At 74.7% G+C, this 25,276-nt stretch carries 23 protein-coding genes; 14 read left to right on the top strand and 9 right to left on the bottom strand.

What is annotated here, in order from left to right; all coding sequences use genetic code 11:
- Nucleotides 1-21: 21 nt before the first annotated feature.
- The 3 genes from PHY01_RS05050 to PHY01_RS05040 all read right to left on the bottom strand — a co-directional run bounded on the left by PHY01_RS05050 (nucleotide 22) and on the right by PHY01_RS05040 (nucleotide 1,658).
- Nucleotides 22-204 carry a DUF7455 domain-containing protein gene (locus PHY01_RS05050; RefSeq protein ID WP_141277347.1) on the bottom strand — a complete coding sequence of 61 codons (183 nt, stop codon included), beginning with the start codon at nucleotides 202-204 and terminating at the stop codon, nucleotides 22-24.
- 4 nt (nucleotides 205-208) lie between these two features.
- Nucleotides 209-454 (bottom strand): hypothetical protein, encoded by a 246-nt coding sequence (locus tag PHY01_RS05045; protein ID WP_141277346.1) that lies wholly within the window; start codon nucleotides 452-454, stop codon nucleotides 209-211.
- Nucleotides 455-653: 199 nt separating this feature from the next.
- Complete coding sequence (locus PHY01_RS05040) at nucleotides 654-1,658, bottom strand: LLM class flavin-dependent oxidoreductase (RefSeq protein ID WP_141277345.1); 1,005 nt, start codon at nucleotides 1,656-1,658, stop codon at nucleotides 654-656.
- 90 nt (nucleotides 1,659-1,748) lie between these two features.
- Here PHY01_RS05040 and PHY01_RS05035 point away from each other — a divergent pair, with 90 nt between their 5' ends.
- The 3 genes from PHY01_RS05035 to PHY01_RS05025 all read left to right on the top strand — a co-directional run bounded on the left by PHY01_RS05035 (nucleotide 1,749) and on the right by PHY01_RS05025 (nucleotide 4,576).
- On the top strand, nucleotides 1,749-2,789 hold the full coding sequence (locus PHY01_RS05035) for an alpha/beta fold hydrolase (RefSeq protein WP_141277344.1): 1,041 nt from the start codon (nucleotides 1,749-1,751) through the stop codon (nucleotides 2,787-2,789).
- Between the two features lie 99 nt (nucleotides 2,790-2,888).
- Nucleotides 2,889-3,404, top strand: coding sequence for an RNA polymerase sigma factor (locus PHY01_RS05030; RefSeq protein ID WP_141277343.1), 516 nt, complete (start codon nucleotides 2,889-2,891; stop codon nucleotides 3,402-3,404).
- Nucleotides 3,401-4,576 (top strand): VOC family protein, encoded by a 1,176-nt coding sequence (locus PHY01_RS05025; protein WP_141277342.1) that lies wholly within the window; start codon nucleotides 3,401-3,403, stop codon nucleotides 4,574-4,576. Before PHY01_RS05030 ends, PHY01_RS05025 begins: the two co-directional genes overlap by 4 nt.
- A gap of 113 nt (nucleotides 4,577-4,689) precedes the next feature.
- Here PHY01_RS05025 and PHY01_RS05020 read toward each other — a convergent pair whose 3' ends face one another.
- Nucleotides 4,690-5,853 (bottom strand): macrolide family glycosyltransferase, encoded by a 1,164-nt coding sequence (locus tag PHY01_RS05020; protein ID WP_141277341.1) that lies wholly within the window; start codon nucleotides 5,851-5,853, stop codon nucleotides 4,690-4,692.
- 171 nt (nucleotides 5,854-6,024) lie between these two features.
- Between PHY01_RS05020 and PHY01_RS05015 the strand changes: the two genes are divergently transcribed.
- From PHY01_RS05015 to PHY01_RS04980, 8 genes are all read left to right on the top strand, one after another.
- Entirely contained in the window at nucleotides 6,025-6,357 is a 333-nt protein-coding gene (locus tag PHY01_RS05015; protein WP_141277340.1) for an ArsR/SmtB family transcription factor, read from the top strand.
- A 13-nt stretch (nucleotides 6,358-6,370) separates the two neighbouring features.
- The gene (locus PHY01_RS05010) at nucleotides 6,371-7,807 is read left to right on the top strand and encodes an ABC transporter substrate-binding protein (protein WP_141277339.1); all 1,437 of its coding nucleotides are present in this window, start codon (nucleotides 6,371-6,373) and stop codon (nucleotides 7,805-7,807) included.
- Nucleotides 7,808-7,896: 89 nt separating this feature from the next.
- Nucleotides 7,897-9,444, top strand: coding sequence for an amidase (locus tag PHY01_RS05005; RefSeq protein WP_141277338.1), 1,548 nt, complete (start codon nucleotides 7,897-7,899; stop codon nucleotides 9,442-9,444).
- Nucleotides 9,441-10,142, top strand: coding sequence for a nitrile hydratase subunit beta (gene nthB / locus PHY01_RS05000; RefSeq protein ID WP_141277337.1), 702 nt, complete (start codon nucleotides 9,441-9,443; stop codon nucleotides 10,140-10,142). Before PHY01_RS05005 ends, nthB begins: the two co-directional genes overlap by 4 nt.
- Nucleotides 10,139-10,735, top strand: coding sequence for a nitrile hydratase subunit alpha (nthA, locus tag PHY01_RS04995; RefSeq protein WP_141277336.1), 597 nt, complete (start codon nucleotides 10,139-10,141; stop codon nucleotides 10,733-10,735). The genes nthB and nthA overlap by 4 nt, the downstream gene beginning before the upstream one ends.
- Nucleotides 10,735-11,133 (top strand): nitrile hydratase accessory protein, encoded by a 399-nt coding sequence (locus PHY01_RS04990; RefSeq protein WP_141277335.1) that lies wholly within the window; start codon nucleotides 10,735-10,737, stop codon nucleotides 11,131-11,133. The genes nthA and PHY01_RS04990 overlap by 1 nt, the downstream gene beginning before the upstream one ends.
- A gap of 227 nt (nucleotides 11,134-11,360) precedes the next feature.
- Nucleotides 11,361-12,398 (top strand): alpha/beta fold hydrolase, encoded by a 1,038-nt coding sequence (locus PHY01_RS04985; protein WP_141277334.1) that lies wholly within the window; start codon nucleotides 11,361-11,363, stop codon nucleotides 12,396-12,398.
- Between the two features lie 543 nt (nucleotides 12,399-12,941).
- On the top strand, nucleotides 12,942-14,147 hold the full coding sequence (locus PHY01_RS04980) for an HNH endonuclease (protein ID WP_246085708.1): 1,206 nt from the start codon (nucleotides 12,942-12,944) through the stop codon (nucleotides 14,145-14,147).
- A 376-nt stretch (nucleotides 14,148-14,523) separates the two neighbouring features.
- Here the strand turns inward: PHY01_RS04980 and PHY01_RS04975 are convergent, their stop codons facing one another.
- Nucleotides 14,524-17,124 carry a CHAT domain-containing protein gene (locus PHY01_RS04975; RefSeq protein WP_218030011.1) on the bottom strand — a complete coding sequence of 867 codons (2,601 nt, stop codon included), beginning with the start codon at nucleotides 17,122-17,124 and terminating at the stop codon, nucleotides 14,524-14,526.
- Between the two features lie 99 nt (nucleotides 17,125-17,223).
- Here PHY01_RS04975 and PHY01_RS04970 point away from each other — a divergent pair, with 99 nt between their 5' ends.
- Complete coding sequence (locus PHY01_RS04970) at nucleotides 17,224-18,513, top strand: S8 family peptidase (RefSeq protein ID WP_141277332.1); 1,290 nt, start codon at nucleotides 17,224-17,226, stop codon at nucleotides 18,511-18,513.
- A gap of 3 nt (nucleotides 18,514-18,516) precedes the next feature.
- Here PHY01_RS04970 and PHY01_RS26210 read toward each other — a convergent pair whose 3' ends face one another.
- Complete coding sequence (locus tag PHY01_RS26210; protein WP_170183643.1) at nucleotides 18,517-18,954, bottom strand: ATP-binding protein; 438 nt, start codon at nucleotides 18,952-18,954, stop codon at nucleotides 18,517-18,519.
- Nucleotides 18,955-19,550: 596 nt separating this feature from the next.
- Here PHY01_RS26210 and PHY01_RS04955 point away from each other — a divergent pair.
- Nucleotides 19,551-19,826, top strand: coding sequence for a hypothetical protein (locus PHY01_RS04955; protein ID WP_170183642.1), 276 nt, complete (start codon nucleotides 19,551-19,553; stop codon nucleotides 19,824-19,826).
- Between the two features lie 87 nt (nucleotides 19,827-19,913).
- On the opposite strand, the gene PHY01_RS04950 is transcribed toward PHY01_RS04955, so the two are convergent.
- Nucleotides 19,914-20,978, bottom strand: a complete 1,065-nt coding sequence (locus PHY01_RS04950) for a class I SAM-dependent methyltransferase (protein ID WP_141277328.1) — start codon at nucleotides 20,976-20,978, stop codon at nucleotides 19,914-19,916.
- A gap of 139 nt (nucleotides 20,979-21,117) precedes the next feature.
- On the opposite strand from PHY01_RS04950, the gene PHY01_RS04945 reads away from it, so the two are divergent.
- Entirely contained in the window at nucleotides 21,118-24,048 is a 2,931-nt protein-coding gene (locus tag PHY01_RS04945; protein WP_170183641.1) for an AfsR/SARP family transcriptional regulator, read from the top strand.
- A gap of 450 nt (nucleotides 24,049-24,498) precedes the next feature.
- On the opposite strand, the gene PHY01_RS04940 is transcribed toward PHY01_RS04945, so the two are convergent.
- Nucleotides 24,499-24,900 carry a hypothetical protein gene (locus PHY01_RS04940; RefSeq protein ID WP_141277326.1) on the bottom strand — a complete coding sequence of 134 codons (402 nt, stop codon included), beginning with the start codon at nucleotides 24,898-24,900 and terminating at the stop codon, nucleotides 24,499-24,501.
- The coding region (locus tag PHY01_RS04935) for a hypothetical protein (protein WP_218030010.1) at nucleotides 24,897-25,276 on the bottom strand (380 nt) is incomplete at its 5' end. The genes PHY01_RS04940 and PHY01_RS04935, both read right to left, overlap by 4 nt.

Below are 25,276 nucleotides of genomic sequence, written 5' to 3'. Positions count from 1 at the left end.
CCCTAGGCGTCCCCGGGGTCGCTACCCCGGGACGATCACGGCGCCGGCCTCGGCCAGCCCGGCCCGGAACGCGCGGGCGTGGTGGCCGCAGAAGAGCAGCTCGCCCACCGGCAGCACGGCCCTGACGAGGGCGGCGGCCGAGCAGCGGTCGCAGCGGTCGGCGCGGGTCAGCGGGGCGGGGGTGACCGCCTGCGGGGTACCCACGGCGTCACGCGGCCGCGAGGAGGGCGAGCCCGGACGGCGTGAGCCGCGCGGGTGCGGGCGACGGGCCGGGCGCGGCGATCAGGCCGGCGCGGACAAGGCGCGCGCCGAGGAACTGGTCGCAGCAGCCGATCCCGTCGACGACGAGCGCGCCCGAACCGGTGACCTCGCACCGTCCGGCGCGCACCGCGCGCAGCACGGAGCGGTCCCGGCCGGTCAGCGCGATCGCGGTGTGCGGGTGGGTGGTGGTCATGGCGGTCTCCTTCCGGTGCGAGTCGTGTCCCGACGGGCCCGGGGAGGTGGTCACCGTGCCCGTCGAGTGGGGAAACGGTAGGTCGCAGCCGGGGCACCGGGGATCCGGTCGCCACCCCCGCGCGTCCCGGCCGCGCACCCGGGAAGTGCGGGATCCGGGCGGTCGGGTGGGGGTGGACCAGGGGAAGAACCCCTACCGGTCAGCGCCCGAAGGTGTCGATCGCGGCGTCCACCCGCTCGCCGGTCTCGGCGGTCGACAGGCCGTAGCTGGGGACGTAGCACAGCAGCCGGTCGTAGAGGCCGTGGAAGCCGGTCATCCGGTCGCGCACCTCGTCGGGGGTGCCGGCGACGGCCATCCGGTCGAGCATCGCCGGGCTCACGGCGGCGATCATGGCGTCGTGGTCGCGAGCCTTCCAGGCGTCGCGGACGGCGGCCACCTCGGCGGTGAAGCCCTCCAGCTCGACGAGCGGGGCGTAGGTCCGCACGACGGTGTAGAAGGCGATCTGGGCGGCGGCGTCGCGGCGGGCGCGGTCGCCGTCGTCGGCCACGCTGGTGATGACGTACCCGGCGACCGGGACCTCACCGGTCCGGCCGGTCCGCGCGGCGCCCGCGGCCAGCGCGGGCCGCACCACGTCCTCCACGTAGCGGCGGGTGAAGATCGGGTGCCCGACGAGCCCGTCGGCGACGGCACCTGCCGCCTGCACCATGCGCGCGTTGAACCCGGCGAGGTAGACCGGGATCGGGGCGGCGGGGGTCACCTCGGCGGTGGGCTGCAGCGCCATCCGGTAGAAGCGGCCCTCGTGCCGCACCCCGGAGGCGTCCATCGCCCAGATCCGGCGCAGCAGCGGCACCAGCTCCTCGACGCGCGGCGCGGGCGAGGCGCCGTCGACGCCGTGCCAGTCGCGCTGCATCGTGCGGGTGCCGGTGCCCAGGCCCAGCACGAGCCGTCCGCCGGAGAGCTCGGCGAGGTCGCGGGCCTCCGCGGCGAGCACCAGCGGGCTGCGGCCCACCGCGTAGGCGATGCCGGAGGCGATCGTGATCGACGAGGTGCGCAGCGCCATCGCCGCGAGCGACACGGTGGCCGAGCGGTCGTAGAACTCGGTGGTCCACACCGACTCGAACCCGCGCTCCTCCGCCCGCGCCGCCGCACCCGCCGCCGTGTCGAGGTTCCCGCCGTGGACCGCCACACCCAACCGCTCCGTCATCCCCCGACCCTAACCACCGCGGGTCGCCGTTCCCGCCCCCCCCGAGTCGTCGCCTTGACCTGTGGTCCGGGCACCCGACAACATCCGCGCATGGATCTCCTCCCGGGCGTGCGCTCGACGACGACCGCCACCGACCGCATCCGGATGCACCACCTGGAGTCCGGCCCCGCCGACGCCCCGGTGATCGTGATGGTGCACGGCAACCTCTCGACGAGCCGGTTCTACGAGCACCTCATGCCCCGGCTCCCCGAGTACCGGGTCATCGCCCCCGACATGCGGGGTTTCGGCCGTTCCGAGCCGGCCCCGATCGACGCCACCCGCGGCCTCGACGACTGGGCCGACGACCTCGACGCCCTCCTGCGCGCCCTCGACGTCACCGCGCCGGTGCACCTCGTCGGCTGGTCGACGGCGGGCGCCGCGATCGCCCGCTTCGCGATGGCCCGCCCCGTCGCCTCGCTGACCTTCATCGACCCGGTCTCCCCGCACGGCTACGGCGGCACGCACCCCGACGGCACGCCCTGCTACCCCGACTTCGCCGGTTCCGGCGCCGGGGGCGCGAACCCCGAGCTGGTCCAGCGCCTGCGCGAGGGCGACCGCAGCGACTACAGCCCGTTCTCCATCCGCCGGGTCATGCGCGCGCTGTACTGGGCGCCGTCGCACCGCGAGCCCCGCGAGGACGTCCTGGTCGACGAGGTGCTGCTCACCCTCGTCGGCGACGGCGGCTACCCCGGTGACTCCACGCCGTCGGAGAACTGGCCGGGCTTCGGCCCGGGCGTCAGCGGGATCCTGAACGCCCTGTCGCCCAAGTACTGCGACTGGACCGGGCTGGTCGACGTGGCGGACAAGCCGCCGGTGCTCTGGACGCACGGCGCGCGCGACCTCGTCGTCGCCGACGGGTCGATGCTGGAGTTCGGCGCGATCGGCTGGTCCGGGGTCGTCGCGGGCTGGCCCGGCGCCGAGGTGTACCCGCCGCAGCAGATGATCGGCCAGATCCGGGCGCTGCTGGAGCGCTACGCGGCGGCGGGCGGGTCGGTGCGCGCGGAGATGTTCGACGAGTCGGGCCACGGCCCGCACCTCGACGCCGCCGACCGCTGGCTGGGCGTCTTCCGCGACTTCCTGGACGGGCGGTGATCCCGCGACGCGCGGGCGGCGGTCCGGTGGCTCGCGGGTGCGGTGGTCCGATCGGGTGATCCGGCGACGGGGTCCGGGCCCCGGGAGCGACGTCCGGGTATGAGCCCCGCAGCCGTCCGGCCCGAACCGGGCCCCGCGCTGCTCGCGCTCTACGACGAGGCCCTGCCGCAGGTCTACGGCTACCTGATCGCCCGCTGCGGGCGCCGGGCGCTCGCCGAGGACCTCACCGCGGAGACGTTCCTCGCCGCGGTCACCGCGAGCCGGCGGCAGCCGCCACCGGCGATGGGCGTCGGGTGGCTCATCGGGATCGCGCGGCACAAGCTCGTCGACCACTGGCGGGCGGCCGAACGGGAGGAGCGCGGCCTGCGGGCCGTCGAGGAGCTCACCGAGCCGTTCGACGACCCCTGGGAGGAGCACGTGGACGCCGTGGTGGCCCGCCAGGTCCTCGACACCCTGACCGCCCTGCACCGCGCCGCGCTGACCCTGCGCTACCTCGACGGCCTCCCGGTGCCCGAGGTCGCCCGCGCGCTGGGCCGCACCGTGCGCGCCACGGAGTCGCTGCTCGCCCGCGCCCGCACCGCTTTCCGCCGGGGCTACGAGGGGGGTGCGCGATGACCGACCCCCTGGACGCGCTGCGCGCCCCCGTCACCCCGGTCGACCCCGACCCCGCCTTCGCCCGTGACCTGCGCGCCCGCCTGGAGCGCGCCCTGCTCGACCCGAGGGAGGACCCCGTGACCACCACGCTGGAGACACCGCGCACGACCGCCCGCCTGCGGACGCTGACCCCGTACCTCGCGGTGACCGACGCCGTCGCCGCCGTCGAGTTCTACGTGGCCGTGTTCGGCGCCGTCCGCCGCGGCGAGCCGATCGTCATGCCCGACGGCCGCACCGGCCACGTCGAGGTGGCGCTGGGCGACAGCGTCCTGATGCTGGCCGACGAGTTCCCCGAGATGGGGCTGGCCGCGCCGGCCACCCTCGGCGGCGTGAGCCAGTCGCTGCGCCTGGAGGTGGCCGACCCGGACGCCGTCGTGGCCCGTGCGGTCGCCGCGGGCGGCACGCTGGAGCGGCCCGTCAGCGACTCGCCGTACGGCCGCGGCGGGGTGGTGCTCGACCCGTCCGGGCACCGCTGGATGGTCTCCCGCGACGTCCCGGCCGCGCGGCCGGGCGACATCGTCTACGCCTCCCTGTGGACCCCCGACGCCGACCGCGCCCGCGCCTTCTACGGCGCCGTCCTCGGCGACCCGGGCCGGCTGGGGTTCGGCGGCGGGCCGGGCACCGGGCTGTTCTGCGGCTACGCCGTCGCCGACGTCGACGCGGCCGTGGCGGTGGTGCGCGCGGCGGGCGGCACCGCGGCCGAGCCCGTCGACGACCACGGCGGGCGCGTGGCCGACTGCGTCGACGACCAGGGCCTGGCGTTCGCCCTGTTCGAGGGCCCCGGCGCGCCGGTCGCCCAACCGGTGTACGCCGAGCTGCGGCTGCCCGACGCCACCCGCGCCCGCGCCTTCTACGGCACGGTGCTCGGCTGGGGCTTCACGCCGAACGAGCACCGCACCGGCTTCTGGAACGGCACCGTCGACGGCGAGCGCACCCGCCCCCGCACCGGGCTGGCCGGCGGCCACGACCTGCCCACGGTCGTCCCCACGTTCGCGGTGCCCGACCTCGCGGCGGCGGTGGCCGCGGCCCGGGCGGCGGGCGGGCGGGCCGACGAGCCGGTGACGGCCCCGTTCGGCACGGCCGCCCGCTGCGCCGACGACCAGGGCACCCCCTTCCTCCTGCTACAACGCTGACGCCCGCCCGGCACCGCCCCCCGCCCGGCATCGCAGTGGGGTGGCTCCACTGCAACCGGGTTGGAGTGGAGCCACCCCACTGCAACCCGGCGGCGGGGGCGGGGCACGGCGGCTCAGCGCAGCTCGGCCTCCACCAGGTCCGCCGCCCGCACCGCTCCCCCGGCCGCCCGCAGCTCGTCGCGCAGGGCGGCGCTGCGCTCGCGCACCGCCGGGTCGTCCAGGGACAGCAGCGCCTCCCGCAGCCGCTCCGGCGTCACCTCCTCGGCCGGCAGGTACCGGGCCACGCCGAGCTCGGCGAGGCGGGCGGCGTTGTCGAACTGGTCGACGGCCTGCGGCACCGCCACCATCGGCACCCCCTGCCACAGCCCCTCCGAGCACCCGCCCATCCCCGCGTGCGTCACGAACGCCGACGCCCGGCCGAGCACCGCGAGCTGCGGCACCCACCGCTCCACGCGGGTGTTGGCCGGCACCGGGCCGAGCGCGTCCAGGCAGACGTGCGCCCCGACCTGCACGACGACGTCGCGGTCGAGGTCGCCGAACGCGGCGAAGCAGGCGCGGTAGAACTCCGGCACGTCGGTGTAGGCCGAGCCGAGCGAGACCAGCACCAGCGGCCGCTCCGAGGCCGGCCAGTCCTCCCGGCGCGCGCGCTCGTCCAGGCACGGCCCGACGAAGGTGTAGCGGTCCTCGTCGACGAGGTCGGCGTGCGGCTGCATCGCCCGCGGCACCAGCACCAGCGAGCGCGGCGGGCGTCCGGTGAACGTGTCGACGTCGAGCGGCACGCCCTCGGCCGCGAGCCAGGCCGCGAACCGGGACCGGTACTCCTGCAGCGCAGGGCCTAGTGCGGCCGTCATCGCCACGATCGCGGGGTCGGCCTCGTAGCCCTCCCACGCCACCCGGGCCGGGGACAGCTGCACCAGCGGGCGGCCCCACCGGTGGGCCAGCACCCGCGCCGAGTACCCGCCGATGTCGGCCAGGAACAGGTCGGGCCGGTCGCCGTCGAACGCCGTGGCCAGCAGCGGGGTCGAGGCGATCCCCTCGTCGAGGAACAGCCCCATCCCCGCGACCGGGTCGGACGGCCACTGCTCACCGGCGGTCTCGTCGGGCATCAGCGTGGCGTGGACGACGGGTGTGGCGCCGGTGCGCGCGACGGTGTCGGCGAACGGGGCGGGCACGGCGTAGCTGACGCGGTGGCCGCGCGCCACCAGCTCGGCGACGACGGGCAGGGACGGGTTGACGTGGCCGTGCGCGGGCGGCGCGACCATGGCGATGTGACTCACGGGGACTCCTCGGAACCTCTACCGGATCGGGGACACGACGACGCGCCGCCGGTCGGGTGACGGGCGGCGCGGGGCGGTCCGGATCAGAGGTAGAGCGGGAGCTGGGCCACGGACGGGACCCTAGCCCGTGACGTCCGGTGTCCGCAGCCGGTCATCGGCTACTCTCGGCCCGTGGCCTCCGACCTGGCGTTCGACGCCCTCGCCGACCCGGTGCGGCGTGAGATCCTCTCCGTGCTCGCCGGGCGTGACGAATGCAGCGCGGGCGAGCTGTCCGCCGCCATCTCCCGGGTCGGCCGCACCGCCGTGTCGAGCCACCTGCGGGTGCTGCGCACGGCGGGCCTGATCACCGAGCGGCGCACGGGCCGCTTCCGGATGTACGCCGTCGACCCGACGGGGCCGGCCCAGGACGTCATCCGCCTGCTGCAGGAGCTGTTCCAGTCCTCCCTCGACGCGGCGAGGGCCGCCGCCGAGTCCACCCCCGGTACGGACCGCAGAGCTATGTGATGGGCGCCATGTGATGGGCGGCCTCGCCCTGCACGCGCAGACGAGCATCGAGGCACCGCCCCGCGCGGTCTTCGCGCTGTTCGGCTCCGCGTCCGGGGCGGGCTGGCTGTTCGACGCCACCTGCGACCGGGTCGCGGTCGGCGCCGTCGTCACGCTGCAGGCGCCGCTGGGCGGCGAGCGGATCACGGTGCTCGGGCGGATCAGCGCGCTGCGCCCGCCCGGCCCGGCGCGGCCGGGGCGCATCGAGCTGCGGCTCGACCAGCCGTGGCGGGGCCGGCTGCGGGTGCTGTTCGAGGCCGACGGCGCCGGCACCCGGGTGCGGATCGTCGCCGACCTCGACGACAGCGGCCTCACCTGGCTGATGCGCCGCCGCGGCCATCCCGTCCCCGAGCGCGCGCACGCCGGCGAGCACCTGGTAGGGCTGCTCACCAGCAAGTCCGGGCCGGGCAGCGTGTTCGCCGCGGCCTCGGAGAACCTCGCCGCGATGGCCGTCGACGAGGTCAACGCCGACGGCGGCGTCCGCGGCAGGCCGCTGCGCCTGGTCGTCGGCGACGACGACACCGACCCCGCCACCGGTGTCGCGGAGGCCCGGCGGCTGGTCCGGGCGGGCTGCCGCACGATCCTGGCCACCACCACCTCGGCCACCTTCGCCCGGGTCTCCGCCGACCTGCGCCGGGCCGGGGTGCTGCTGGTGCTGACCCTGATGAACGAGGGCGGGCTGGGCGGCGAGCTCTGCATGCAGCTCGGGGAGCGGCCCGAACAGCAGCTGCGCGCCGCCGTCACCCCGCTGATGCGGGCGGCCGGTGGGCGCCGCTGGTTCCTGGCGGGCAACGACTACGTCTGGCCGCTCGCCGTGCACGCGATGGCCCGGCCGGTGCTGGCCGACCACCGGGCGTCGATCGTCGGCGAGGGGTTCGCCGCCCTGGGCACCCGCGACTTCGCCCCGCTGATCGAGCGGATCACGGCCTCGGGCGCCGACGTCGTGCTGTCCTCGTTCGTGGGGGCCGACCTGGTCGCCTTCGAGCGGCAGTGCCACGCGATGGGGGTGCGCGAGCGGTGCCGCACCCTCACCCTCGCCCTCGACGAGCCCACCCGCGAGCGGATCGGCGACGCGGCGTCGGAGGGCATGTGGGGCGTCTCGGGCTACTTCGAGCAGCTCGACGGCGCCGCCAACGCCGCGTTCCTGCGCCGCTACCGCGACCTCTACGGCCGGTTCGCCCCGCCGGTGTCGAGCATCGCGGAGGCGGCCTACGAGGCGGTGCACCTCTACGCGGGCGCGGCCCGGCGGGCCGGGGAGGACGAGCCGCGGGCGATCGCCAGGGAGCTGCGCAGCAGCCGGGCGCGGTTCCCGCGCGGGCCGGTCACCGTCGCCGGGCCGGAGACGGTGCGCCAGGAGCTGTTCGTCGCCGAGGCGGTGCCCGGCGGGTTCGCCGTGGGTCGGTCCGGTTAAACGGCCCGCCGACGTGCCACTACCTATTGACGTGTGTAGGTAGACCTCAATAGCGTCGCGGTCTCACCGGTTCCCGGAGGTAGAACGCCATGCCCGTACGTCCCCCCGATCCCGATGACCTGGGCGCGGTCGCCGCGCACTACGGCCTCGGACTCGACGACGCCGATCTCGCCTCGTTCTCCCCGATGGTGCACGGCCTGCTCGGGTCGTGGGACGCCGTCGAGGAGCTCTACGCGGCGTCGGCCCCGGCCGTGCCCGACCGGGCCTGGACCCGTCCCGAGCCCGCCGACAACCCCTACAACGCCTGGTACGTGACCTGCCAGGTCACCGGCAGCGGCGAGGGGCCGCTGGCCGGGAAGACCGTGGCGGTCAAGGACAACACCTCCGTCGCCGGCATCCCGCTGATGAACGGCTCGAAGACGATGGAGGGCTACACGCCGCGGCGCGACGCCACCATCGTCGCCCGCATGCTCGCCGCGGGCGCCACCATCGCCGGCAAGTCGGTCTGCGAGGACCTCTGCTTCTCCGGCGGCTCGCACACCTCCCGCACCGGGGCGGTACGCAACCCGTGGAACGAGACGCACTCCACCGGCGGTTCGTCGTCGGGCACCGCGGCGCTCGTCGCCTCCGGCGTCGTCGACGTCGGCACCGGCGGCGACCAGGGCGGCTCGATCCGGATGCCCGCCTCCTGGTCCGGCATCGTCGGGCACAAGCCCACCTGGGGCCTGGTGCCCTACACCGGCGCGTTCCCGATCGAGCAGTCGATCGACCACGTCGGCCCGATGACGCGCACCGTCGCCGACGCCGCGCTCGTGCTGAACGTGATCGCCGGACCGGACGGGCTCGACCCCCGCCAGCCCCGCGACCTCGTGCCCGACGACTACGTGGCCGCGCTGGGCCGCGGCACGGAGGGACTGCGCGTCGGGGTCCTCACCGAGGGCTTCGGCCTACCCAACTCCGATCCCGGCGTCGACGCCTCGGTGCGCGCGGCGGCCGAGACGCTGCGCGGCGCAGGCCTCGTCGTCGAGGACGTCTCGATCCCGTGGCACCTGCACGGCGCGAAGATCTGGGACGTCATCGCCACCGAGGGCGCCGCGTCCCAGATGGTCGACCTCAACGGGTACGGCCTGAACTGGAAGGGCCTCTACGACCCGGAGGTCATGGAGCACTACGGCAACCAGTGGCGCGCCGACGGCAGCCAGTTCTCCGAGACCGTCAAGCTGGTGCTGCTGGCCGGGAAGTACGCGCTCACCACCTACCAGGGCAAGCACTACGGCATGGCCCAGAACGTGGCCATGCAGCTGCGGGCCGCCTACGACGAGGCGCTGTCGCGCTACGACGTGCTGGTCCTGCCCACCACGCCGATCCACGCCACGGCCATCCCCGACCCGGACGCCCCGCGCGAGGAGATCATCGGCCGGGCGCTGGAGATGGTGACCAACACCTGCGTCACCGACGTCACCGGCCACCCGGCCTGCTCGGTGCCCGCGGGCCCGGTCGACGGCCTCCCCACCGGAATGATGATCATCGGCAAGCAGTTCGACGACGCGACGGTGCTGCGCGTCGCCCACACGTTCGAGCAGGCGGTCGGGGGCTTCCCGACGCCGGCAGGTGCGACCGCAGGGAGCCAGGCATGAACGGCGTACACGACCTCGGGGGGACCGACGGGCTCGGTCCCGTCCCGGTACCGGAGTCCGAGCCGGTGTTCCGCGCGGAGTGGGAGAAGGCGGCGTTCGCCATGTTCTCCATGCCGTTCCGCGCGGGCTTCTTCGGCGTCGACATGTTCCGTCACGGCATCGAGAAGATGCACCCGGCGGTGTACCTGCTCTCGCCGTACTACGAGCACTGGATGCACGCCGCCGAGCACTACGGCGTGGCCAAGGGCGTGCTCGACGAGGACGAGATCGAGAAGCGCACCCAGTACTTCCTGGAGAACCCCGACGCCCCGCTGCCCGAGCGCGAGGACCCCGACCTGCTCGCCTTCGTCGACTGGGCGGTCCAGAACGGCGTCCCGGCCGGGCGCCCGTCGGACAAGGTGGCCAAGTTCGCGGTCGGCGACCGGGTCACGGTCAGCAACGACGTGCCCTACGGCCACACCCGCAAGGCCCGCTACATCAGCGGTCGCACCGGCGTGATCGAGCTGGCGCACGGCACGATGATCTACCCCGACAGCGCGGGCAACGGCGGCGACGACGCCCCCGAGCACGTCTACACGGTCAAGTTCACCAGCACCGAGCTCTGGGGCGCCGAGGCCGCCGAGCCGAACGGCGTCGTCTACTTCGACGTCTGGGAGCCCTACATCACCCACGCCACCAGCCAGGAGTCAGCCGCATGAGCGCCAAGGTCCGCACCCCCGAGGAGATCGCCGCCCGTGTCAAGGCGCTGGAGTCGATCATGATCGAGAAGGGGATCATGACGACGGCGGCGATCGACCGGCTCGTCGAGATCTACGAGAACGAGGTCGGCCCGCAGCTCGGCGCATCCGTCGTCGCGAAGGCGTGGAGCGACCCGGAGTTCAAGAAGCGGCTGGTCGCCAACGCCACCGACGCGTGCCGGGAGCTGGGCATCGGCGGGCTGCAGGGCGAGGACATGGTGGTCGTCGAGAACACCGACACCGTGCACAACGTCATCACCTGCACGCTGTGCTCGTGCTACCCGTGGCCGGTGCTCGGGCTGCCGCCGAACTGGTACAAGGGCCCGGAGTTCCGCTCCCGCATCGTGCGCGAGCCCCGCAAGGTGCTGCGCGAGGACTTCGGGTTCGACGTGCCGGACTCGGTCGAGGTCCGCGTGTGGGACTCGTCCTCGGAGATGCGCTACTGGGTGCTGCCGCAGCGCCCGGCCGGCACCGAGGGCCTCGACGAGAAGGCGCTCGCCGCGCTCGTCACCCGCGACTCGATGATCGGCGTCGGCCCGGTGGCGGCACCCTGATGGCCTTCCGTCAGACCGCCACCGAGCTGGGCGACGCGCGGCGGCGCGTCGAGGAGCTGGTGTGCACACTCCCCGGCGGGGAGCGCTCCTTCGACCATCCGTGGGAGATCCGCGCGTTCGCCATGGCCGTGGCCGCCTACCACAACGGCCAGTACGAGTGGTCGGAGTTCCAGCTCTCGCTGATCGACTCGATCAAGAAGTGGGAGAACGACGGCGGCACCGAACCCTGGTCGTACTACGAGCACTGGCTGGAGGCGCTGGAGACCGTGCTCGCGGGCAACGGCGCCCTCTCCGACGCCGTGCTCGACGACGGGATGCGCGCGGTGCTGGCCACCCCGCGCAACGCGGGCCACCACGAGGCCCATCGCGAGCCGGTGGCGGTCGACCCGGCCCGATAGGTGGTGCACGATCCGCACGGCCCCGACATGATGGGGCCGTGCGGATCGGCGTGGGCGGGATCCCCGTCGACGACCCGACCGACCCGGGGGCCGTCGCGCCGCCCGCACCCTCCACGCCCGGCACGGCTCCCGCCCGTGCCCGCCCGACGCCGGCCACGCGCCGACGACCCCGAACAGCGCGCGTCCCACGCTGAGCCCGTGACCACCCCCGACGACGAGGGAGCCCCATGTCCGGCTACTACACCGACGAGATCCACGGCCCGCACGAGTACTTCGAGCTCGACAACTTCGCCCTGACCACCGGGTACACGATCCCGAACGCCCGGCTGGGCTACAAGACGCTCGGCACGCTCAACGCGGCGAAGGACAACGCGGTGCTGGCCCCGCACATGTTCTCCGGCACCTCGGCGTTCATGGAGAACTACGTCGGCGAGGGGCGCCCGCTCGACCCGGCGACGCACTTCGTCATCCTGCCCGGGCAGTTCGGCGGCGGCTTCTCCTCCAGCCCCTCCAACACCCCGGCGCCGTTCGACCGCGGTCAGTTCCCGCTCGTCGCGATCGCCGACGACGTGGTCGCGCAGCACCGGCTCGTCACCGAGCACTTCGGGATCTCGACGCTGCAGGCCGTGCTGGGCTGGTCGATGGGCGGGCAGCAGACCTACGAGTGGGCCGTGCGCTTCCCGGACATGGTGCCGCGGGCCGCGGTGTTCGCCGCCACCGCGCGCAACCCCGTCCACAACCAGATCTTCATCGACACCTGGACCGAGCTGCTCACCTCCGACCCGGCCTTCCGCGACGGCTTCTACGACGACCCGTCCGAGGTCCGGCTGGGGCTCACGCGCCTGTCCGTCGCGTTCTCCCTGATGGGGCTCTCGGCCCGGTTCTTCCGGGAGGAGCTGTGGCGCGGCCTCGGCTTCGTCTCCGCCGACGACTTCCGCCAGGGCTTCATCCGCGGCTACTTCGCCCCGATGGACCCCAACAACCTCCTCGCGCAGGGCCACAAGTGGCGCGCGAGCGACATCTCCGCCCACACCGGCGGCGACCTCGGCGCGGCACTGGGCCGGATCACCGCGCAGTTCTTCGTCGCTCCGTTCTCCGAGGACCTGTTCTTCCCGCCGGAGGACTGCGAGGACGACTGCGCGAAGATCCGAGGAGGGCACTACCGCCCGATCGACACCCCGATGGGCCACTTCGGCATGTTCGGCCTGCGCCCCGAGGACCCGGCCGCCGTCGACGCCGTGATCGCGGAGATGCTGGCGAGCTGACGGCCCGCCCGTCGCGGAGGTCCGCCACGATCGACGGACGGTCGGCCTCCGCGACGCCGGCGGCCACCGGCCCTGGCCGGTGACGGAGTCCGGCTCGGGTCGGTACGGGTCGACGGGCTGATCCTCCGTCCACGTGGACCGCTGGGCGCTGCCGTTCCCGTCCATGCCGCCCGGCCGCTTGGGCCGGGCCGGTGCAAGTGCCGGCTGGCGGTTGTCGGCGACCGACCGCGATCGGGCCCTGACCGTGCCGTGGCGGGGCGGCGCCGCGGAACCAGAGTGAAGGCCATGCCCGCCGCGTCCTCGGCGCGGCCCCGCGGCCGTCGTGCCGACACTGGAGTTCATGTCCCGGCCGGGCAACGCCGTCCCGGCCGACTGCGGAGCGAGGTCATCCGATCTGGCCTGTGGGATCGATGCCCAGCGCCCGGCCGATCCGCAGGGCCGCGATCGACGCCTCGACCTCACCCGGGAAGTGCACGGCCAACGAACGGGGAGTTATTCGAACATCTGTTCGCATTGCGGGCGATTCGTTGGTACGATTACGGCGTGTCCCCGACCCGTTCCACCACGTCTTCCGAGGCGATTCTCGTCGCCCGGATCACGGAGTTGGAAGAACGGAAGGCAGCCATCGCTGCCGAACAGTCCGAGGCGATCCTCGAGTTCGCCCGGGCGCACGCGGCATCACAGACCGCCGGCGGAACCGTCGACCCGGAGGCGCTCGAACGCAGCATCGCGGCCCAGGTCGGACTCGCCTGCCGGGTCTCCCCCACCGAGGGGCGTCGGCGGGTCCGGATCGCCCGCGACCTGCACGACGGGCACACCCACGTCCGGGCGCTGCACGCTGTCGGGGCGCTGAGCGAGTACCGGACCGCGACCATCGTCGCCGCCACCGCGCACCTGTCCGCGACCCAGCGGGCCGAGGTCGACGCGCTGCTGGCCGGGCACCGCATCGAGACCCTCGGGGTCCGCCGGATCCACGACCTCACCCGCACCCTCGCCGCCCGGGTCGCCCCGGCCGCGTTCGCCGCCCGTTGCCGGGCCGCCCGCACCGGCCGGCGCGTCTCGGTCCGCCCCGCCGCCGACGGGATGGCCGATCTCAGCGCCCACCTGCCCGTCGAACAGGCCATGGCCTGCTACGCCGCGCTCGCCGCCGCCGTCGACGAGATCGCCGTCCGGCCCGAGCCGGTCACCCGCGGACGCGGCCAGGTCATGGCCGACACCCTCGTCGAGCGCCTCACCGGGCAGGCCACCGCGGGCGACGTGAACGTCGAGATCCAGGTGATGGTCCCGGTCGAGACGCTCGTCGACCCCCACGGCCCGCTCCCGGCGCAGATCCCCGGCCACGGACCCGTCCCCGTCGCGCTGCTCACCACCGGCGACGGACGCCGCACCTGGCGGCGGCTTGTCACCCGCGACGGGATCGTGATCGGCGGCGACTCCCGCAGCCGCCTGTTCACCGGCCGGCTCGCCGCGCTGATCCGTGCCCGCGACGGTGGGCGCTGCCGCGAGCCCTACTGCGACGCGCCGATCCGGCACCTCGACCACATCCGCCGCTGGTCCGAACTCGGGCGCACGGAATTCGGTAACGGCCGCGGGTTGTGCGCATTCCACAACCAGGTCCGGGAAACGCGCGGATGGCGAGCCGGGAGCGAGGACGGAACGGTCGTGACGACCACCCCGACCGGTACGCGATACCGCTCCGAACTCGTCAGTGCCCACAGCCGACCGCACGAGCACGACCACGTCGCCTGAATGCGGCGTGCGACACCGACATGCCGTCGCCGCGCCGAGCGGGCCGTTCAGGGCGGTCCCGGTGACCGGGTGCCGGTGGCGGCGCGGTGCGGGCGTGGGGGGACCGTCCCGGGAGCGCCGCGATCGCCTGATCGACGTCGAGTCGACCCTGTACGCCCGCCGCTCGCCGGTGCGAGCGTTCCGCGGAACGCGATGGGGTGCCCGCGTCCTCCCGACCCACCGGCGGGAGGCGCCGGTCAGTACCGGCTGCCCCCGGGCGTCCCGCGGAACGGGCCGGCGCGGCCCCGAGCACCGGCGCGAACGGCGAGGACCCTCGCCGACGAGCCCGCACACCGGTCGGACCGTTCCGTCGACGGCGGGGCGGTGACGACCCGGCTCAACCGGCCCCCATGCTCACGAACGACCAGCCCGTGGCCACCGCGACCGGATCGTCCCCCGCACCCGCGCGGGCCCGGCGCAGGGCCTCCGCGAGCCGGTGCCCCTCCCGCAGGTGCCGGTGCAGGGCTGTCATCAGCGGGCGGGTCGCGGCGTCGTCGACGGGGACGACCCCCGCCACCATCCCGACGGTGCCCAGCGGGAGCAGGGAGCTGGTGAGGCCGAGCAGCTCGTCGGCGCCGGCCGGGGAGAGCAGGGCGGAGTCGCAGCTGGGCAGCAGCAGCAGGCGCGGGGCCCGGCCGAGCTGTTCCAGGTCGTGGACGGTCAGGGGCCCGTCGTCGAGGCTCAGCGAGGAGAACAGCGGGCTGTCGGCCCGGAACGTGCCGTGCGCGGCGACGTGCGCGAGGTCGGCACCGTCGAGCGCGGCCAGCGCGGCGGCGGCCGTGGCGTCACCCCCGCCCAGCACCGTGGCGCCGGGATGACCCAGCGCCAGCTCGGCCACCTCGCCTGCGGCCGACGGGAGCCCCGGGCCGTGGATGAGCACTACGCGCCCGCTCGGCGCGGGCGGGGCGCGGCGCGCGCGGAGCCAGGCGGCCGCCGACGGCGCGACGTCGACGGCGCGGGTGCGCAGCTCGGGCAGCAGCGCCCAGGGCACCGCGTGCAGGATGCCGGGCGGCACGACGACGACCGCCCCGTCGCCGAGGTGCTGACGGGCCTGCCCGAGCAGGCTGCGCGCCAGCCCGTCGGCCGCGGCGCCGAGCTGGGCGAGGACCGCGTCGGGGCGGCGGCGGACCCGGCGCAGGCCCGAGCGGGCGAACTCGACCTCACGGGTGGCCGTCGCCGTCGGGCCGACGTCGAACCGCCGGACCCGGCCCGCGCCGCAGACCAGCGCGTGCAGCCTCCCGTCGACGTCGACCAGCACGACCATCCGGTCGGGACCCAGCTCGGCCAGCAGCGCGTCGACGTCGATCCGGCCGGCGTCGCCCGGCCCCGTCCCGGCCGCCCGCATCGCGCGGGCGCGGATCGCGGCCTCCAGGCGCCGCTGCTCGCGGCGCAGCGCGGCCGCGCCGGGGCCGTCGGGGTGCGGGCCGTCGAGCCGGCTGGTGATCTCGCGCAGGGCGGCCAGGTCGGCCCCCATGGCCGGGTCGGCGGGCGGGCGCACCGGTGGCGCGACGAGCGCGCTGCCGCGCCACCGCTCGCTCCACCGCAGCAGCTGCCGGGCCGATCCGCGGCGCAGCGCGTGCCGTTGCGCGATCGCCGCGAGCTCGGCCCCGTGCACCGTGACGTGCGCGCGCAGCTCCGAGGAGCGCATCGAGCCCCGCAGCTCGTCGACGGCGCGCAGGCCGCGGCCGCAGGCGTGGGCGAGGCGGCGGGCGTCGCCGTCGGCGTCGGCGGCCATCGCGACGGCGAGCCAGCCGACCGCGCGGCTCGCCGCGGGCCCGCGCAGCCGGCCCTGCGCGGCGACCGAGAGGTGGCGCCGCCCGACGTCGGCACGCCCCAGCTCCAGCGCGACCCGCCCAGCCAGCAGGTGCGCGGTGCCCGACTCCGCCGACCCGCACCGCTCCAGCGCGGCCGCGCAGCGCCGGGCCGAGCGCAGCAACGGCGCCGTCGACTCCCCGGCGCCGTGCCGCGCCCGCAGCTCGACCAGCCGCGCGTGCGCGCGCCACCACGGCCGCCGCTGCCCCGAGAAGATCGACGCCGCCTCGGCCGCCCGCTGCCGCGCCGCCTGCGGGTCGTCGGCGGCCAGGGCCGCGGCCGCCCCGGCCAGCAGCAGCTCCGCGCGCCGCGCGACCGTGCCGCCGATGCCGTCCAGGTGGGCCAGCGTGTCGTCGGCGACGATCATCGCCTCGGCCGGCAGCCCGGCGGCGAGCAGGACGTGGGTGCGGTCCAGGCGCAGGTCGACGTCGACGATGCCGAGCGCGGCGAAACGCTCGCCTGCGTCGTCGAGGCAGTCCAGGGCGGCCGGGAGGTCTCCCGCCCGGAACGCGACGACGCCGCGGTTCTGCCGGGCGCGCGCCGACTCCAGACGCTGCCCGCCGCGGTCCAGCAGCACCTCGGCCCGCCCGAGGTCGGTGCGCGCCCGGTCGACGCCGCCGAGCGCGAGCAGCGTGAACGCCCGCGCGGTGCGCGCCCGGGGCTCCCACAGCTCGTCGGCGGCGGAGTGCAGGATCCGCACGGCGCGGTCGAGGTCGACCAGGGCGGCGTCGTGCTCGCCGAGGGTGAGCAGCCCGCTGCCCCGGCGCATCAGGATGCGCCCGACGGCGACGCCCTCCGCGAGCTCGACGGCCTCGTCGAGGACGGCCCGGCCCTGCGCGGTGCGCCCGGACATCACCAGGGCGATGCCCAGGGTCGCGCAGACGTCGGCCTCGCGGGGGCGCGAGCCGGCGGCGCGGGCCAGCCGCCGGGCGACCCGCAGCTCGCGGACGGCCTCGCGGCTGTCGCCGAAGTCGCGCAGCACGATGCCCGCGGCCTGGCGCGCGACGGAGGCGTCCAGGGGTGACGGAGCCCCGGCGAGGACCGCCCGCGCCCGCTGCAGCGCCACCCGCGGTTCGGACAGCGTCAGCGGTAACAGTCCGAGCACCTCGCCCGAAGGCTCCAGCACACCGACACCCACCACGGCTGACGAGTACCACGTATCTGCACGGCGGGAAAAGGGCTCGTCCGATCGACGGCGGTGGGACGAGACACGGAGGTGGGGCACATGCCCGACTACTACGACGAGATGGGCGACGCGGTCTTCCGCGCCCAGTTCCGGATCCTGGAGACCGCGTTCCGCAGCGCCGACCTCGACGTCCGGGTCGAGCCGTACGTCGAGCGCGACGTGCACTACCAGTACGTGCCCGGCCGGGTGCAGATGCGCAACGCCACCCCCGAGGACGCCGATCGCGTCCTGCGGGCCGCCGGCGTGCTGCCCGGTGCGCGGGTCGTGGGCCGCGACGACGGCCGCCGGGTGCCCGAGAACATCGCGCTCGTCCTGTTCGACGACGGCGAGCTCGGCGTCCCCGCCGCGCTCGACCGGCTCGACGGCGCGCTCGGCCCGGGGTTCGCGACGCCCGACCACGTCCTGTCGATCACCGGCGGGGTGTCGAACTGCCCCGGCACCGAGCCCGACCCGGTCCCCTCCCCCGGCTACGGCCCGCACCCCCGGGTGGCGGCTGACCCCGGCCTCGGCCAGGGCGTCCGGATCGGGGTGCCGGACTCGGGGTTCGTCGCCGGCACCGGCCACGCCTGGCTGGCGGGCGGCGTCGCCGGGGAGCCCGACCCGAACGTCGACACCACCACCGCACCCCCGACGCTGCACGCCTACGCCGGCCACGGCACGTTCATCGCGGGCGTGGCCCGCTGCGCCGCCCCCGCCGCGGAGATCTGGGTCTCCAACCACTACCGGCACGCGGGCGCCAACGTCGAGACCGAGGTGTTCGCCGACCTCATCGACATGATCAACGGCCGCGTGCAGACCGGCGTCGACGCCCAGGGCCGGCCGGTGATCACCGACGTCGGCCCGTTCGACGTCGTGAGCCTCTCCGCGGGCGGGCACACCCGCAACAACGTGCCGAACCTGTCCGGGCCCGAGGTCGCCGCGGCACTGGCGGCCAACGAGAGGACCCTGCTGCTCGCCGCGGCCGGCAACAACGCGAGCCCCCGCGAGTTCTACCCGGCCGCACTCCGGGAGGTGACCGGCGTCGGGGCCCTGGGGTTCGACCGGGCCGGCCCCGCCTGGTTCAGCAACGTCGGGCCCTGGGTCGACGTGTGGGCGCTCGGCGAGGGCCTGATCAACGCCTACCCCGTGGGGCACTACACCTACAACGAGCCCCCGCGGAACGGCTACCGGATGCTGTTCCCGGACCTGGCCCGGTGGAGCGGCACGTCGTTCGCGACGCCGCTGGTGGCGGGGCTGGTCGCCGCGCGGATGACGACCGCGGGGGTCGACAGCCGGACGGCACTCGCGCAGCTGGTCGCGGCCGCGGGACCGGGCGCGGTGCTGGGGTAGCGCTCAGCCTGCGGGGCAGTCGAGCAGCCGCCGCAGCGTGACCGTGGTGCCGTCCCCGTCCTGCGACACCTCGACGGCGTCGACGAACGCGCCGATCATCCGCAACCCGCGGCCGCGGCCCTCCGGGACCTCGCGCGGCTCCCGCCACCGTCCGGTGTCGACGACCACCAGCTCCACCCGGACGCCGGTGGAGCAGCCGACCGGGCCGCGCCCCGTCGGCCGGAACCGCCCGCGGACGGTGACCCCACCACGGCGCGATCCCGCGTAGGCGTGGTCGACGCTGTTGGACACGGCCTCGCTCACCGCGTAGACCAGGTCCTCCGCGGCCTCGCACAGCGGCTGCCGGCCGCAGAACGGGAAGAGCCAGTCCGTCACCGCCCGGCGGACGCGCGAGGGCGCGGACGGTTCCGCGGACAACGCCAGCTCCAGGAGGTCGGGCACTCGGTCGGAGTACCCGGCCGCGGACGGCCCTGAACACTGCGTCGTCCGGAGGACGGCACGGGCGTCGGGACGCCGGTGAGGCGCAGGATGGAGAAGCGGTGGACCTGGCCGAAGCCCCCCGGCAGGGTCCACCGCACCTACGACCACACGACGCTCGCCCCGCCCGGCCCCGACGGCGTGAGCCACGATCCGGGCAGAGCTCCGTAGGCGTGGTATCCCGTCAACGCGCCGACCCGGCCCGGGGGTACACGGTCCGGTGATCCGACATCCCATCGTGTGTACGGGACCGTGCGCCGTCACTCTGGGTCGATCATGCTCGGCTCCCCCGGGAACCCGAAGCCCGGCAACCCGCGCACCGTGCTGCGACCGCCGTCGCAGCCGACGAGCCGGGGTGCACCTCCGCTGTCGGCGTCGGCACTGCGCGAACTACGGTGTTCGCGGGTCGCAGCCTCCCGACCGCCGGGTCGTCCGCCCGCGGTGTCACGCGGTGCGGGGAATCGTCGTACGCGCTCGTACCACGATCGTCGTGGCCACCACCCTCGCGCTGATCGCCGGGGCGGTCGTGCTGGTGACTCGGCCCCACCGACGTCGTCCCGGTGCAGTGGAACGACGACCGCACCGAGGCGACCGCCGTGGTCGAGCACCTGAGCACCAAGTGGTTCGAGGAGTTCGCGGGCACGGTCACCACCGAGCTCGGCAAGCTGACCAGCCAGCGCACCGACCCACCGCAGTGCGAGGGCAAGGAGCCGGAGTGGGTCGACCAATCGATCTTCCTGCGTGATGACCGGAACGCGCCGTTGCTCTCCTGTGTCGGCTCGGACCCCGCATCGGCGTCGGTGGCCGTGGTGAAGATCGCCAACAACCGGCCGTGACGCAGATGGCCGACCTCGGCGCGCTCGGGTACCCGGTCGGGTTGGCGACACCGGTCCTGGGACGCCTCGCAGCGAGGACGTCGTCGGTCACGGTCGGGCCTCGAGCACCATGTTGAACGGGTTCTCGGCCGCCCGGCGGACGTGGCGGTACCCGGCCTCGGCGAGGACGTCGCGCAGCCGTGCCTCGCCGGCCTGTGCACCCAGGGCGAGCCCCACGGGCTGCGACAGCGAGTTCGCCACGCACAGGCCCGTCGACGCGGCGTATTGCATCGCCGCCAGCGGGTTGTCCGCCAGGTTCGCGCCCAGCTCGTCGCACGCCACAGGCTCGACGAGCATCACCGTCCCGGTCTCCGCCAAGGCGTGCCGGGCATGCGCGGCGGCGCCGACCGGATCGCCCAGGTCGTGCAGGGTGTCGAAGAAGCACACCAGGTCGTAGCCCTCGTTCGGGAACCCGTGGCAGCCCGCGACCTCGAACCGCACCCGATCGGCCACGCCCGCTTCGGCGGCGCGCGTACGGGCGACCGCGACCGACGCGGGGTGCGTGTCGTAGCCGACGAACCGCGACCGTGGGAACGCCTCGGCGAGGATCAGCAGCGCCGCGCCGCGGCCGGAACCGACGTCCGCGACCCGGGCGCCGGCCTCGAGCCTGGCCGCCACCCCCTCCAGGGCCGGGATCCACTCCTCGACCAGGCTGTTGCGATAGCTCACCCGGAAGAACCGCTCGGTGCCCTCGAAGACGGCCTCGTCCTGCTCGTCCCAGGGCACACCCTCGCCGGTGCGGAAGGCCTGCACGATCCGGTCGGTGCGTCGGAACAGTCCGGTCGGCAGCAACGCCGCGCCGGCCATCGCGGCCGGGGAGTCCTCGTCGGCCAGTACCGCGGCGTGCTCCGGTGGCAAGGTGAAGGTGTCGTCACGCGACTCGTACCCGACGACCCCGGCGGCCGCCTGCTGGGCCAGCCACTCCCGCACGTACCGCTCGTGGGTGTCGGTGTTCGCGGCCAGCTGCGCCGGGGTGACCGGGCCGGAACCCGCCAGCGCCCGGTACAACCCGAGCCGGTCCCCGACGACCACCATGGCCGTGGTCACCGCCCCGGTGAACAGCCCGGCCACCTGCATGGCGAAGGCCTCCACCTCGTTCCTGTCCAGATCCATCACGGGCTCCTCTCACCGGTCGGGTCGAACGACGGACGCGACGAGGATGGGCGCAGTGGCTTTCACGGGGCTCACAGCGAGCGTGCACAACCGGCCGGAGGTTCGTCCCGGCACCGAATCCTGGGCCATAATCGGCCCCGTGGGTGGATCGGCCACGAGCTTCGGCGTGCTCGGTGCGCTGCAGGTTCGGTGCGACGGGGCGCCGGTCTCACTGCCGAGCGGCCGCAGGCGGGTCCTGCTGGCTGCGCTGCTGGTGCGGGCAAACCGTCCGGTGACTGCGGACGCCCTCGTGCAGGCCGCGTGGGGTGACGCGCTCCCGGCCGACCCGCGCTCGGCGCTGCACACCGCGCTGTCCCGGCTGCGCGCGGTCGTGGGTGCGGGGGCGCTGCGGGCCGAGCCGGCCGGGTATGTCCTCGAGACCGATGCCCTGGACGCGGCCCGGTTCGAGACGCTGCGTGCCCGGGCGGGCGAGGCCCCGGCCGAGCATGCCGCGGTGCTGCTGGAGGAGGCGCTCGCGCTGTGGCGGGGCCCGGCGTACACCGAGTTCGCCGACCGGGACTTCGCGACCGCCGAGGCCGCCCGGCTCGACGAGCTCCGGCTGACCACTGTCGAGGACCGTGCCCAGCTGTCGCTCGAGCTCGGCCGGCCCGCGGAGGCCGTCGTCGGGCTCGAGGCGCTCCTCACCGGGCACCCGCTGCGCGAGCGGGCCCGCGGCCTGCTGATGACCGCGCTGTACCGGGCGGGCCGGCCCACCGACGCGCTCGAGCGCTACCGTGACTACCGCAGGCTGCTGGCCGACGATCTCGGCCTCGACCCGTCGCCCGCGCTGCGCGATCTCGAGGCCCGCATCCTGGGCCACGACCTGCCCGCTCCGGCGATCCGCCACCGGCGCGCCCCCGCACCACCGAGGTGGCTCGTCACGGGCACGGCGTTCGTCGGTCGCGACGACGAGGTAGCCATACTGGTCGACGTCGCCGAGCAGCACGACCTGGTCACCGTCACCGGGCCCGGCGGGGTGGGCAAGAGCCGCCTGCTCGCCGAGGTGCTGCCCGTGCTCGGCGACCGGGTCGGTCTACCGGTCACCGTGGTCGAGCTCGCCGCCGTCGCCCCGGGGGACGTGGACGCCGCGGTCGCGGCCGCCCTCGGCGTCGACGCCGGAACGGACCTGCAGCGCGAGGCGGTCCTGGAGTACCTCGGTGTCGCCGCGGTCGTGCTGGTGCTGGACAACTGCGAGCACGTGCTCGACGAGTGCCGCACGCTCGTGGTGGCGCTGCACCGGCGCTGTGCCGGTGTTCGGGTGGTCGCCACCAGCCGGCACCGGCTCGGGCACGCCCACGAGCAGGTGCTCCCGCTCGATCCGCTGCCGGTCCCCGTGTGGGGCACCCCGGCTCGGACCGCAGAGCTCACCGCCGCGGTCCGGCTGTTCGCCGACCGGGCGCGACGGGTGCGGCCCTCGTTCGCGGTGACCGGGGACTCGTTGCCGGCCGTCGCGGAGATCTGCCGCCGGCTCGACGGGTTGCCGCTCGCGCTGGAGTTGGCTGCGACCCGGACGGCGACACTCGGCCTCGAGCCGGTTCGAGACCGGCTGGGGGCCAGCCTCGACCTGCTCGGTGAGGACGGTCGCGACCGGCACGGGAGCCTGCGGGCGGTTGTGGAATGGTCCTTCGGCCTGCTCGAGTCCGACGAGCGCCTGCTGTTGTCGGTGCTGTCGGTGTTCGACGGTGACTTCGACCTGGACGCCGCCGAGCAGGTGGCCGCCCCGTGCGTGGTCGCACCGGTGGCCACGGGCATGGCCCGGCTGGTCGAGGCGTCCCTGGTGTCCGCCCACGATGTGACCGGCGCGACACGGTTCCGGCTGCTGGAGGTCGTGCGCGCGTTCGCGAGCGAAAGGCTCCACGAGGCGGGTGCTGCGCGCGAGGCGCGGCTGGCCCATCTTCAATGGGCACTGCTCCTGGCCGAGGGGGCCGCGCGGGACCTCACGGGACCAGCGGGTGAGGCCGCGCTGGCGCGGTTGGACGGCAACCGTGCGAGCCTGGCGGCCGCCGTCCGGTGGGCGCTGCGCTCGTCTCACCCCGAGTACGCCGGTCGGATCACCGGTCACCTGGCGCTGTGCCTGCACTGGTCGCCGGACGCCCGTCTCTACGATCTGATCCGCGACGTCGCCCGGGACCCCCTCGTCCGGCGGACCCGGGCCGCGGCGCTGGCCCTCGGCGCGGGCGCGTTCGCCGCCGTCGAGCGGGGTGAGCTCGACCTCGGCGAGAACCTGGCCACCGAGGCGCTGCGGCACGCGGCGCAGCCCGAGGAGAGCTTCCTGGCGATGCTCGCCCTGGGGATCTCCGACCTGTACCGCGGTCGGCACGACGCAGCACAGGCGTGGTACCGCTCCGTGCTGGCCATCGAGGGACTGCCGCCCGCGTACCGGGCCGACGTCCACGCGACCCTCGCCCTGCTCGCCGGGTACGCCGCGGACCTGTCCACTGCCCGCGACCACGCCGCGCACTCGCGTGCGGGTGCCGAGGCCACAGGCGCGGTCAACACGAGGGCGTTCGCCGCCTACGCGACGGGCGAGACGCTCCTGTTGGAGGATGCAGAGGCGGCGGTCCCCGTCCTGGCCGCCGCCATTGCCCGTGCGGGGCGCGGTGCGGCGCACGTGTCGGCCGTGGCCCGGATCGCTCTGCTGTCCGCACTGACCCGCCTCGACCGGCACTCCGAAGCGCTCGACCTGGCCGGTCCGCTGCTGCACGACGAGCTGCGGACCGGGAGCTGGCCGCAGCTCTGGACGACCCTGCGCATCCTCGCCGAGCTGTTGGTCGCGCTCGACCGTGACGACACCGCGGCACTGCTGCTCGCCGCTGCGTGCGCGGCGCCGGCGGCACCGGCCCTCAGAGGTGACGACGTGGAGCGATACCGCGCGCTGGAGGCGGGTATCGGCGGTCGCCTCGGCCCGGCAGTCGTCGGCCGGATCAGGGCACTGGCGCCGCTGCTGCCGCGCGTCGAGGTCGTCGACCGTGCGCTCCGGGCGCTCGACGAGGTGATCACGACGGCAGGCCATCGGGCCGACACCGGGTAGCGGTGCTCGCTGGAGCAGTGGCGTTACGAGAGCCCTGCGGCGGCGCGACCTGGCTCGGAACTGGGGTATCGACTTCGCGGGGACGGTCGCAGCGGAGCGGCTTCTCGCCCGGCGGGTTCAACGAGGGAACGGCAGCATGCCTGCGGTTGCTGGGCGGGCGGTACGCCAGCTCCCCTACCCGTCAGCTGTCACCCACCAGCGGAGGCGACCGGTGAAAGGCGAGACTGTCGGTGTGGACAACTTCAGCGGAGTTTCCGCTGGTCAGATTGGGTGGAGCTGAGGGGATTCGAACCCCTGACCCCTTGACTGCCAGAGAACCCGCTCACACCCGACGGGGCGCTCACCAGCAACAACAGCAACCCGACGGGCCACGACAGCCACCAGAACCGCACCACGGGCCAGGGTTTCGCACCACAAGCGGCACCACGAACGATCAACTCAGCCTGCGGTTCAAACCCCGCCTGCGGCATCGCCCTCAGCGAGCAGCTCAAGGAGCTGGTCTGGCCCCAGGCCGCTGATCACTACCGGCGCCCCCTGAGCAAGCACAACCACCGAGACCCGCTGGGCAGCCAGGCGACGGGCGCGGTCGATCAGCTCCTCCGCCCGTCGCCGCTTGCGGATGCGGTCGACAAGGTCAGCCACAGCCAAGGTCGCCGACGGCAACGACACGATCAACGCCGTCAGCGACACGGGATCGATCACCCGCTCGTCCCGCCCCGGCAACCCGGTCGGCACCGGTTCTGCCGGCGGCTCAGTCGTGAGCGTGTGACCCCAGCCGGCCACTAACTCGGCAAGCTCACCGCGCGCCGCCTCGACATCTGCCGAGCTTGCGCCGTCTATGCAGATCTTCATTGTTCCTCGGTTTCGGGTTCCGGCAGTGCGTCGATCATCGTGGTGAGCTGCTCGACGAGATCAGCGTTTCCTAGCTTTTCGGCCGCGGCCCGGCTCGTCAGCAGGACCGACCTCGCATCCTCGTGGTACTCAGCAGCGATGAGGAGCTGCCCCAACGTGTTTCCGACAATGGCGATTCCGTCAACACGTTGCAACTGAACAAGTAGCTGAAAGGATTCCACCAGCCGCTCGAATGCGGACTGGTAGTTTTCGCGTTGCAGGTCGATCTGTGCGAGATCCCAGCTCGCGGCCGCGATACCATTGACATCACCGAGGTTCCTGTTCACCTCCAGGCGCTTCTCCTGGAGTGCAACTGCCTCGTCTAGCTCCCCCCGCG

Origin of the sequence: Pseudonocardia hydrocarbonoxydans, from assembly GCF_006539565.1 — a bacterium.
GTDB classification, from domain to species: Bacteria; Actinomycetota; Actinomycetes; order Mycobacteriales; family Pseudonocardiaceae; genus Pseudonocardia; species Pseudonocardia hydrocarbonoxydans.
Note: the sequence above shows the minus strand (reverse complement) of the source record. Positions and strands in the feature narration are given on the sequence as shown.